This window comes from Desulfovibrio sp. DV (genome assembly GCF_001936595.1).
In the GTDB taxonomy this organism is placed as follows: domain Bacteria; phylum Desulfobacterota; class Desulfovibrionia; order Desulfovibrionales; family Desulfovibrionaceae; genus Solidesulfovibrio.
Window position 1 is genome coordinate 19,798 of record NZ_MLBG01000050.1, and the last position, 11,023, is coordinate 30,820.

The 11,023-nt window shown below is 64.7% G+C and carries 7 protein-coding genes and 1 pseudogene; 7 read left to right on the top strand and 1 reads right to left on the bottom strand.

The annotated features are described in order from the left end of the window. Positions 1-29 precede the first annotated feature (29 nt). The 6 genes and pseudogenes from DVDV_RS12235 to DVDV_RS12260 all read left to right on the top strand — a co-directional run bounded on the left by DVDV_RS12235 (position 30) and on the right by DVDV_RS12260 (position 7,367). The gene (locus DVDV_RS12235; RefSeq protein WP_075354940.1) at positions 30-1,394 is read left to right on the top strand and encodes a phosphomannomutase/phosphoglucomutase; all 1,365 of its coding nucleotides are present in this window, start codon (positions 30-32) and stop codon (positions 1,392-1,394) included. Between the two features lie 93 nt (positions 1,395-1,487). Beyond that, positions 1,488-1,982: a hypothetical protein gene (locus tag DVDV_RS12240; protein WP_075354941.1), complete on the top strand. Its 495-nt coding sequence runs from the start codon at positions 1,488-1,490 to the stop codon at positions 1,980-1,982. A gap of 213 nt (positions 1,983-2,195) precedes the next feature. Beyond that, a pseudogene (locus DVDV_RS12245) lies at positions 2,196-3,463 on the top strand (efflux RND transporter periplasmic adaptor subunit). Then, positions 3,460-4,176, top strand: coding sequence for an ABC transporter ATP-binding protein (locus DVDV_RS12250; protein ID WP_075354942.1), 717 nt, complete (start codon positions 3,460-3,462; stop codon positions 4,174-4,176). The pseudogene DVDV_RS12245 and the gene DVDV_RS12250 overlap by 4 nt, the downstream one beginning before the upstream one ends. Before the next feature lie 34 nt (positions 4,177-4,210). Next, positions 4,211-5,416, top strand: a complete 1,206-nt coding sequence (locus DVDV_RS12255; RefSeq protein ID WP_368482919.1) for an ABC transporter permease — start codon at positions 4,211-4,213, stop codon at positions 5,414-5,416. Positions 5,417-5,777: 361 nt separating this feature from the next. Next, the gene (locus DVDV_RS12260) at positions 5,778-7,367 is read left to right on the top strand and encodes a glycosyl hydrolase family 28-related protein (protein WP_075354944.1); all 1,590 of its coding nucleotides are present in this window, start codon (positions 5,778-5,780) and stop codon (positions 7,365-7,367) included. 91 nt (positions 7,368-7,458) lie between these two features. On the opposite strand, the gene DVDV_RS12265 is transcribed toward DVDV_RS12260, so the two are convergent. Then, the gene (locus DVDV_RS12265) at positions 7,459-9,489 is read right to left on the bottom strand and encodes a methyl-accepting chemotaxis protein (protein WP_075354945.1); all 2,031 of its coding nucleotides are present in this window, start codon (positions 9,487-9,489) and stop codon (positions 7,459-7,461) included. A gap of 200 nt (positions 9,490-9,689) precedes the next feature. On the opposite strand from DVDV_RS12265, the gene DVDV_RS12270 reads away from it, so the two are divergent. Continuing rightward, positions 9,690-11,023 (top strand): ABC transporter permease (locus DVDV_RS12270; protein ID WP_139311611.1); only part of this gene is annotated, 1,334 nt, incomplete at its 3' end.

Consider the following 11,023-nt stretch of genomic DNA (forward strand, 5'->3'; position numbering starts at 1 on the left):
CAAGACGACGACATTTCCAAGGAGACAGCATGAAACCTATTTTGCCTGGGCCATTCCGGGCTTATGACATCAGGGGTCTGGTTGACATCGATTTTGACGATCAGTGGGTGGAACGCCTGGGCCAGGCCCTGGGGACATTTTTCCTGCGACGCGGCCAGCAGCAGGCCGTTATCGGCCACGACTGCCGGCTGACCTCCCCGGGCTATCAGGCCCGTCTGGCCGCCGGACTGGCCTCTTGCGGCGTGGACGTGGTGTGCCTGGGCATGGTGCCAAGCCCGGTCTTTTACTATGCGGTCAAGGCCCTTGGCCGCAAAGCCGGAGCCATTGTCACCGCCAGCCACAATCCGTCGGAATTCAACGGGTTCAAGATCTGGTCCGGCGAGAGCACCATCCACACCGACGACATCCGGGAAATCTACGACATCATGGCCGCCGGGGCGTTCACCGCAGGCGCAGGCATTGTCTGCGAGCATGACATCCGGCCGTCGTATATCGAACGCGTCTCCGAACAGATGGTGCTGCCCCGGGCGGTCACCGTAGTGGTGGACGGCGGCAACGGGGCCGGGGGCCTGGTGTGCTGCGACGTGCTGCGCCAGGCCGGGGCCAGGGTCATTCCCCTGTACTGCGAACCGGACGGCCGTTTCCCCAACCACCATCCCGATCCGGTCATCCACGCCAACGTGGCCGATCTGGCCGCCCGGGTAGTGGCCGAGGGGGCCGATTTCGGCGTGGGCCTGGACGGCGACGCCGACCGCATCGGCGTGGTGGACGGCACAGGACGGCTGCTCTACGGCGACCAGCTCCTGGCCATCTATGCCCGGGCAGTGCTGGCCAACCACCCCGGGGCCACGGTCATCGGCGAGGTCAAGTGCAGCCATCTGCTCTACAAAGACATTGCCGCCCACGGCGGCGTGCCGCTCATGGCCCCGACCGGCCATTCCCTGATCAAATCCAAGATGCGCGAGACCGGTGCGACCCTGGCCGGCGAGATGAGCGGCCACATGTTTTTTGCCGACCGCTACTACGGCTTTGACGATGCCATTTACGCCAGCGCCCGGCTGGCCGAAATCGTGGCCGCCTCGGGAACGCGTCTCCAGTCCATGCTGGACGACTGGCCGGCCACGGTCAATACGCCGGAAATCCGCATCGACTGTCCCGACGCCATCAAATTCGCCGTGGTGGAGAAGGCCAAGGCCCATTTTGCCTCGGGCTACGACGTCATCGACGTGGACGGCGTGCGCCTGACCTTTCCCGATGGCTGGGGCCTGCTCCGGGCCTCCAACACCCAACCGGCCCTGGTGGTGCGGTTCGAGGCGGAAACCGAGGCGCGGCTGGCCGAAATCCGCCGGCTCATCGAAGAGCCGGTGGCCGCCTGGATCGCCGAACTCAGCTAACCCCCGATCCGCGATACGCGCTACGCCCTGACGGCCGCCGCCCCTTGCCGGCGGCGGCCGCCCCACCCTTCCTGCCACGCCACGGAGGAGATCATGCCCAAAGCCGTCTCCGTCGCCCTGCCCCTGTGCGTCCTCGTCCTCCTGACCCTCCTGGCCGCCCCGGCCCGGGGCCAGGACTACCGTCCCAATGCCGCCCTGGGCGAATTGCTGGCCAAAGAGGAGTACATCCGCAGCAACACCAATCCCGGCGGCAAGAGCATCCTGGAAAACAGCTGCATCTACAAAGACAGTTTTTCCTTGAGTCCGTCGAAAGAGGTGCTCGATCACTGCGACGTGGCTGCGGCCACAGCCCAGTACACGGCCAAAAACGGTCTCCCCAATCTTGTGACTGACGCCCCTGGCGGCAAAAAAGTCCTTGAATACCACCTACTCCACAACGAAAACAGCTATTTTGTCAAGATCTACATCGGCTGCGCCGCAGCCAAGACCGAGGCCTTTGCCATGGTGGAGTGCAAGGTCGAAAAAAACCGGGCCAAACCCGGCCCCCCGCCGGACAGGCGTCCGTTTTGGCAAAAGATGATCCAGTAACTCCACCGGGAGAGCCGTTGCCCTCTACGCCCACATCCGGTTGCCCCGCCGCTTTCCCGCCCGGGCGACGCGCAACACCCGAAGCCCCGAGCGCTGTTGCCCGCCCCACGGCTGTCTCGCGCCCGGTGGATGCTGCCCGCAACAGCCCGCCATTTGCCGCCGCCGCCAAATACCGCTATACGACGGGTAAACCAGATCATCGGATACAATCGCATGCGCATATTCAAATGGCTTTTCCTGCTCCTCCTTCTCGCCGGTGGCGGCCTGTACGCCTATAAACAATACGTCAAAAAGCCCGATCCGCCCAAGGTCATCGCCACGGCCCAGGCCGCCATGGGCGATGTGCGCAAGGTTCTTGAGGCCACGGGCATCATCAAGGCCCAGGTCGGGGCCATCGTCAAAATCGGGGCCAGGGCCACAGGCACGATCAAGGAGATGAACGTCAAGGTCGGCGACGAGGTCAAAAAAGACCAGCTCATCGCGGTCATCGACTCGCGGGAACTGCGCTCCCAGCTCGACGAAGCCGAGGCCAAGCTGGCCCGGGCCCAAGCCGAACTGTCCCAGGTCGAGACCGTCTATCCCCGGCGCATCGCCGAGGCCGAAGCCGAACTGCGCCTGTCCCAGGCCAAATACGACTACGCCGCCTCCAGCCTCAAACGCCAGGACGAGTTGTTTAAAAAGGAACTCGTGGCCCGGGACGTCCTTGACGCCGCCCGCCGCGATTCCCTGGTCAGCCAAAACGAGGTGCTGGCCCGCGAAGCCTCGCTCGTGCGGGTGCGCACCGAGTTCGAAAAGGAAGCCATCAAGGCCCAGAAGGGCAAGGAAGAGGCCCAGGCCGTCATCGATTCGGTCAACACCAAGATTTCCTACACGAGCATCGTCAGCCCCATCGACGGCGTGGTGGCCTTTGTCACTTCCCAGGCCGGGGAAACCGTGGTGGCCGGCCTGCAGGTAGCCAACCTCATCACCGTGCTCGACCCCAGCCGCCTGGAAATGTGGATCTACGTCGACGAGACCGACGTAGGGCAGATAAAGCCCGGGATGCCGGTGGAATTTCGGGTGGACGCCTACCCTGGCGCGACGTTTAAGGGCAGCGTGGACCAGATTTATCCCCAGCCGGAAATCCGCGACAACATTGTCTATTATCAGGCCCTGTGTGCCTTGATCCCGTGGAATCGGCCAAGTTGCGGCCGGAGATGACTACCCAGTGCCAGATCGTGGTCCAGGAGAAAAAGGGTGTGCTGGTCATCCCCAACGCGGCCCTGAAATGGATCGGCGACAGGCAGGTGGTGTTCGCCGTCCTGGCCGGCGGCGGCGTGCGCGAGGTGCAGCCCAGGCTTGGCCTGGAAGGCCTCAACGAGACCGAGATTCTCGAAGGCCTGACCCCGGGCGAGACCGTGGCCACCCAGATCGTGCTGCCGGGGCTGGTCGCGCCGACCGCCAACGCCCCCAAGCCCAATCGCCCGGGAACCAATCGATGACCATCCTGGCTGGCCAGACGGGCCAGGCGGCCGGCGACGAGCCACTCATCCGGCTCACCGACCTGACCCGGGCCTATGTCATGGGCGGAGTGAGCCACACCGTCCTTGCCGGGGTCAATCTGGACATCGCGGCCGGGGAATTTGCCGCCATCATGGGTCCGTCGGGATCGGGCAAGTCCACCCTGCTCCATATCCTGGGCCTGCTCGACCGGCCGACATCCGGCAGCTACCGCCTGGGCGGCCGGGAAACGGGAACGCTTGGCGACGACGCCCTGTCCGGTCTTCGAAACCAGGCCATCGGCTTCGTGTTCCAGAGCTTCTACCTCATCCCCTACGCCAGCGCCCTGGACAACGTCCTTTTGCCGGGCCTTTACAGCAGCACCCCGCGTTCGGCCCTGACCCGCCGGGCCATGGAACTGCTCGACAAAGTCGGGCTGACCGCCCAGGCCCAGCACAAGCCCTCCCAGCTCTCCGGCGGCCAGCAGCAGCGGGTGGCCCTGGCCCGCTCGCTCATAAACGATCCCGACCTCATTTTGGCCGACGAACCCACCGGCCAGCTCGACTCGGCCACCAGCGCCGAGATCATGGAGCTGCTCGCCGTCATCAACCGCGAGGCCGGCAAGACGGTCATCGTCGTCACCCACGACGTCGCAACAGCCGGCTACGCCCGCCGGCAGATTCTCGTCCATGACGGCCGTGTGGCGCAGGATTAGCCGCGGCCCGCGCCTGTTGTGGCGGTTGCAGCACATGGCGTGGCTGGCGCTTTTGGCCCACAAGGCCAGGAGCCTCTTTGTCGTTGCCGCCGTGGCCATGGGCATTGCGGCCCTGACCGTCATTGTCGCCTCCGTGGACGGCGCGCGGCGAAAGGCCCTGGAAATCGTCGATTTCTTCGGCCCGGACGCCGTCCTCGTCCTTGGCGGGGACATTGAAAACCGGCCCGTGGGCCAGCGCGTCAACACTCTCACCTGGTCCGACGCCCGGGCCATCGCCCGCTCCCTGCCCGGGGCCTATGCCGTGCTGCCCATGCGTTCGGTGCGGGCTGTGACGCTGAAATACGGCAACAGGAATTACGAGACGGCAACCGTTGTCGGGGCCACCGAAGACTATGCCCAGACCTGGAACTGGCCCCTGGCCGAAGGCCGCGACCTGTCGGCCGACGACATCAAGTACGGGGCCAAAGTGGCGCTTATCGGCGACGTTCCGGCCCGGGAGCTTTTCGGCGAGGCCTCGCCGGTCGGACGCACCGTCCTGGTCAAAAACCTGCCCGTGCAGATTATCGGACGCCTGGCCTACCGGGGATTTACCGGCGGCGGTTCGGATACAACCGTGGACGACCGGCTGATCATGCCCATCTCCACCCTGACCCAGCGCTTCAACCTCAACCGCAGCTACTTCCGGGGCCTTCGCGTCCGGTTCCACAACCCGGAACTTATTGACGCGCACAAGGACAACCTGCGCGCCCTGCTGCGCCATGAGCACAAGCTCGAACCCACGCAGCCCGACGATTTCACGCTGCTTTCCGCCAGTGAAATCCTCAAGTTCCTAACGGCCTTTACCGGCGGTCTGGTGGCTTTTCTCGGCGTCACGGCCGGGGTGGCCATTTTGGTCGGCGGCTTTGTCCTGGCCAATCTCATGTTTCTCGGCGTGAGCGAGCGGCGGGTGGAGATCGGGTTGCGAAAGGCCGTGGGAGCCACCTCCACAGCGATCATGGTCCAGTTTCTCTCCGAGGCCGTCTACCTGACCCTGGTTGGAGCGGTCTTCGGCATCGGCCTTGGCGTGGCGCTCGGCGAATCCCTGTCCCGCCTAGGCATGCTGGAACTGCGCCTGTCGCCCAAGATCTTCGTCCTGTCTCTGGCTGCCGCCCTGGCCATCGCCCTGGTGTTCGGGCTGCGCCCGGCCCGCAAGGCGGCCGCACTCGATCCCATCGAAGCCCTGCGCGGCGGCGGCGAGTAGCCCTTCAAAGCCCCACCCGTTTTCCTGACCAGCCGCAACCCACCCGATACAATCGCCCTGCGCACCCCATCCGGGAGCGTTGCCTGACGCCTGCCCCTGACGCCTGGATACGGCTCTATCCGGGCAGGCGCAGCCGTATCCAGAGGCGAACCAGAACTGCCTGCGCCGCCCTGACCATCCTTTGATTTGACCGCTTCGTTTTCCACATTTAGTGGAAAACAGCACATCCGTCAGCTCTTCAATAAATTAAAATAGCATTTATAAAACAGATAGTTATCTGTAATTTTGTGATTTTTTCCACAGCGGCACAACACCTGCTATGGCCATGACAGTCTGCCACCCCAACACCCCAGGGATTTTCATGGACCATGCCCGGACGTACCCCGCCTTTGCCGCCCTTGCCCTCAGTCTGCTCATCCTGCTCCCGGCCGCAACCGCCAGGGCTGCCGAAGAGACTGCGGCCGTAGCCGAAAAATATGCCGACCCCATCGCTTCCTGGGATAAGGCCGGGTTGCGCCAGACGCCGCCCGCCCCGGTCCAGACCGTGTCGGTTCGCGACTATGGGGCCACCGGTGATGGCGTAACCGACGATACCGCTTCTTTCGAAAGCGCCATGGCCGCCCTGGCCAGACCCGGCGTGCTGTCGATCCCGGCCGGCACCTACCGGTTGAGCCGCACCCTGGTCCTGACCAGCGGCCTTGTCCTTCGCGGCCAGGGGGCCAGCCTGTCCAAGCTCGTTTTCAACATGAACGGATCGTCCGATCCGCTGCTTGATTTCACCACCTACAATTCCAGAAGCTGGAGCAGTCTGACCCAAAACGCGGCCCTTGGCCAATCAACCATCACCCTGGCCGGCACCTCGGGTGTGGCGGTCGGCGACAAGCTGGAAATAGAACAACAAAATGACCCCGCCGCCATGTACACCGACCCGGAATGGAATCAGAGCTGGGCGCAAAGCGTAGTGGGCCAATTCGCGGTCGTCACGGCCGTTTCGGGCAAGGTCCTCACCCTTGACCGTCCCCTGCGCGCCGCCTACAGCACGAGCTTCTCGGCCCGGGCCAGGGTGTACCGCATGGGCACGAATGTCGGCATCGAAGATCTCGGCATCCGCCGGGAAGATCCCGGTGAGAGCGGCGGCGACACCATCCACTTCAAGTATGCCTTCAATTGCTGGGTGCTTCGGGTGGAAAGCCTCGACACGGTCAGCGCCCATGTCTACGCCGAATCATCGGCCGCCATCGAGGTACGCGACTCCACGTTCAAACGCGCCCACGACTATGGCGACGGCGGCCGGGGCTATGGCGTGAGCCTGGGCCGGCATGTCTCGGACTGTCTGGTGGAAAACAACATTTTTGACACCCTGCGCCATGCCATGATCGTCAGCCAGGGGGCCAACGGCAACGTCTTTGGCTATAATGCCTCCAGAGGCACCGTGTGCGAGTCCGACCAGTGGACGCCCTGCGACATCTCGGTGCACGGCCATTACCCCTTTCGTAATCTGTTCGAGGGCAATCTCGTCGAGGAAATCGACATCACCGACTATTGGGGTCCGGCCGGCCCTGGCAACGTGCTCCTTCGAAACGTGGTCGCCAAGGAAGGCATCGAAATCCTCGACGCCTCCCACGGCCAGGTTGTGCTTGGCAACGTGATCCTGGCCGGCGGTCCCCTGACCGTGGCGGCTGGCATCACCGGGACCGTGTCCGCCGGAAACTCCACCATGGCCGAGGCCGATCCGGACAACGGCTGCAATGTGACAGGCGTTCCGGCCAGTCTCTACCGCGCAACACCTCCGGTCTTTTTCACCAGTTGCGCCTGGCCCCTCCTGGCTGACGGCCGGTTGATCAATCCGGCCGGGCTGCGGGCCACCGGGGTGACGACCGCTCCCCCCGCCCCGACCACGCCGCCGATGGTCATGACCGCCATCACCGGCCTGCTGCTGCGATCGCAGTAAAGCGCCCCTCCTTCCAACCAATGCAAACGGGGCCGGACACTTTCGCATCCGGCCCCGTTTCTCGTCGTCGGGACAGTGTCGCTCGGCCGGTTTAGAACCGCTCGAAGTCGTCGTCCTTATCGTCGAGGTCGATGCCGACGCCGTTGCCGGCCTTGGGCTGGGCAGCGGGACGACGGCCGGCGGCGGGACGACGGGCAGCCGAGGGCAAGGCCTTGACCGGCCGCAGGACCTGACGTCTGGTCATGGTCCCGTCCACCCGGAAAAAGGCCATGGTGGACTGGAGTTGTTCGGCCTGGCTGGACAGTTCTTCCGAGGTGGAAGCCATTTCCTCGGAGGCCGAGGCGTTTTGCTGCACCACCTGGTCGAGCTGCTGGATGGCCCGGTTGATCTGGTCGGCTCCGGAATTCTGCTCCTGGCTGGCGGCAGCGATTTCCTGGACAAGATCAGCGGTGCGCTGGATGTCGGGAACCATCTTGGTCAGCATGGAGCCGGCCTGCTCGGCCACCCGGACGCTGGAGGCCGAGAGATCGGAAATCTCCGAGGCGGCGGAACCGCTGCGCTCGGCCAGTTTGCGCACCTCGGCGGCAACCACTGCAAAGCCTTTGCCGTGCTCGCCGGCCCGGGCCGCTTCAATGGCGGCATTAAGAGCCAGGAGATTGGTCTGCCGGGCGATTTCCTCGATGATGGAAATCTTCTCGGCGATGTTCTTCATGGCCGCCACGGCGGAAATGACCGCCTCGCCGCCTTCGCGGGCGTCCTGGGCCGCCTTGACGGCAATGGACTGGGTCTGCTGGGCGTTTTCGGCATTCTGCTTGATGTTGGAACTCATCTCTTCCATGGACGAGGAAATCTCCTCGACGCTGGCAGCCTGTTCCGTGGCGCCCTGGGACATGCTTTGGGCCGAGGCCGAGAGTTCTTCCGAACCCGAGGCCACGTTTTCCGAGGCCGATTGCACTTCGGCCACCACTTCCCGCAGCTTGCCCACCATTTCGTTAAGCGAGGCGGCCAAAACGCCCATCTCGTCCTTCTGGTCGATGTCGAGCAGTCGGGTGAAATCGCCTTCGGCCATGGCCTTGGCAAAGGTCACGCCCTTTATGACCGGCCCGGTGATGGCCTTGGTCAGCAGGATGGCAATGATGATGCCAAGGACCAGGGCCGCGCCGAGGCCGCCGTACATGATCGAGGAGGCCGTGGACAGACTGATCACTGCGCTGTCGGCGATCTTCTGGGTGGCGTCCAGAGCGGCCTTGGCGGTTTCTTCGGCCGCGTCCTGCACGCCATTGGCCGCCTCCAGGCGCTTGGCAGCGATATCCTGGAGTGCCTTGAAATTGTCCAGGAAATCCAGGAGGGCCTGCCGGTATTTGCCGGAAGCGTCCTTGAGAGCGGCCAATTGGCGCAAATTGCCTTCTTCACGGGTTTTGGCCCGGATGCTCTCAATGGTCTGGTCAAACTCGGCGAACGCCTTGATGGCCTCGTCTATGTGGCGGGGATCACGGTACAACTGGCCGCGATAGTTGTTCACCCGGATGGCCGTGACGGTAGCGATGGCAGCGGCGGCATTATCGATCTTGTCCACCCGCTCCTGAAGGAGCTGGGCATTGACATTCTGGCCGATCTCTTCGCGAATTTTTTTCTGCTGGCTATCGAGATAACCTTGGCTGTTCTTGACAATGTCGCCAGCTGCGGCATCCAGGTTTTTACGCACCACAGCCAGGGCATCGATACGCGAGGCGGTCTCATTGATCAGCTTTTCGTAATCCGTGCACTTGGCCTGGGCTTTGACCACATCCTCGCGCAGCTTGACCAATTTCGGATATTTTTCCGAATGCGCCTTGGCCTCGGCCAGGGCGCGCTTGAGTTCGGCCAGATTGCGCATCCCGGCTTCAAACTGTTTCTTGTCTTCCGTATACCCGTAGCTGCGCATTTCAAGCATGGTCCCGAGAGTGGCCCGCTCGATGCTGTTGGCAATGGCCACTTCCGGCATGTATTCCCTGACCAACCGGGTCGACTGGTCTTCCACGCCGTTCATATTGATGATGGCCATGCCGCCAAGCGCGCAGGCGATGGCGATCAACAGGCCAAAGCCAATGCTGATTTTAACCCCAAGCTTCATGTTCTTCACTGCCGGCCTCCCCTCGACGTTGTGGTATCCCGCGCGGTGCTGCTGTAGACAAGACACGGGGCAATGGCGCGGTCGTCCTCGGATTGTGTATATCTGGCTTATTTTGAAAGGCCTTGCAATGGTCAAAGGGTCATTTTGACCAGTGAACATGGACCACCGGCCATTTTTCCCGTAGGGACCGGACCAGGGAAGGCATGATCATGACGTTTTTTCGCGATTTGCTCCTGGCTGCCCGTGTGGCCCGACGGGAACTGCGCACCGGCCTGCGGGGATTTGGCGTATTCGTGGCCTGCATGGCTCTGGGCGTGGCCGCCGTGGCCGGCGTCAAAAGCCTGTCCGCGGCCTATCTGGCCGGCGTGGCCGAGGACGCGGCCGCGCTGCTTGGCGGCGACATCGAAGCAACCCTGTCCCTGCGCCCGGCCGCCCCGGATGAACTGGCCGCCCTGACCGCGCTTGGACCGACGTCCCACGTCGTGACCATGCAGGCCATGGCCCGTCGCCAAGACGCCCCGGGGAAACGCGCGCTCACCACCCTTCGGGCCGCCGACGACGCCTTCCCGCTCTATGGGAACGTCACCCTGTCGCCCCCCATGCCCCTGTCCGAGGCCCTGGCCGTTCGCGACGGCCTGCCCGGAGCCGTGGCCGCGCCGGAACTGCTCAGCCGGCTTGGGGCCGCTGTCGGCGACGTCATCCTGGTCGCCGACGCTGCCTTTGCAGTGCGCGCGACCCTTGTGCGCGAACCCGACGCCTCGGCCGGGCTGGCCGCCCTGGGGCCGCGCCTGCTCGTCTCCCTGCCGGCCCTGGCCGACTCCGGCCTGCTCGCCCCCGGCACCCTGACCCGCCACGCCTACCGGGTGAAGCTCCCGCCGGGGACCGACACCCCGGCTGTGGCCGGCAAACTGCGTGAATCCTTCCCCACCGCCGGCTGGCGGGTGCGCGACGTGTCCACGGCCCAGCCGGGCCTGACCCGCTTCATGGACCGTCTGGCCGCGGTCACCGGGCTGGTGGGACTGGCCTCGCTTCTGCTTGGGGGCATCGGCGTGTCCCAGGCGGTGTCCGGCTATCTGGTCGGCCGCTCGGCCTCGATTGCCACCCTCAAATGCCTCGGTGCGCCGCGCCGGGTGGTCGTGGCCGCCTATCTCCTGGCTGTCGGCGCCCAGGGCTGCCTGGGCATTGTCCTCGGTCTGGCCCTGGGCGCGGCCGTGCCGGCCCTGCTCGCCCCCCTGGCTGGCAACCTGCTGCCGGTGCGCCTGCCGCCCGGCCCCTATCCCGGTGCCCTGGCCCTGGCGGCGACGTTTGGCGCGCTCACTGTCCTGGCCTTTTCCCTGCCCCATCTGGCCAGGGCTGCCCGCATTTCACCGCTGCTGCTTTTTCGCGGCTACGGCGAGCCCGAGGCCGGCCGCTTGTCCGTGGCCGCCCGTCTGCCGGGCCTCCTGTGTCTGGCGGCCCTGCTCGCCCTGGCCGTGGCCGCCACCCCCAACCGCCGGCTGGGCCTTGGTTTCGTGGCCGCTGCGGCCGGGGCGACCGTCATCTT

Excerpts from the sequence above, each read along its gene's own strand:
- DVDV_RS12235 (WP_075354940.1), top strand. The coding sequence starts at position 30 with ATGAAACCTATTTTGCCTGGGCCATTCCGGGCTTATGACATCAGGGGT.
- DVDV_RS12250 (WP_075354942.1), top strand. The coding sequence starts at position 3,460 with ATGACCATCCTGGCTGGCCAGACGGGCCAGGCGGCCGGCGACGAGCCA.
- DVDV_RS12240 (WP_075354941.1), top strand. The coding sequence starts at position 1,488 with ATGCCCAAAGCCGTCTCCGTCGCCCTGCCCCTGTGCGTCCTCGTCCTC.
- DVDV_RS12255 (WP_368482919.1), top strand. The coding sequence starts at position 4,211 with ATGGCGTGGCTGGCGCTTTTGGCCCACAAGGCCAGGAGCCTCTTTGTC.
- DVDV_RS12260 (WP_075354944.1), top strand. The coding sequence starts at position 5,778 with ATGGACCATGCCCGGACGTACCCCGCCTTTGCCGCCCTTGCCCTCAGT.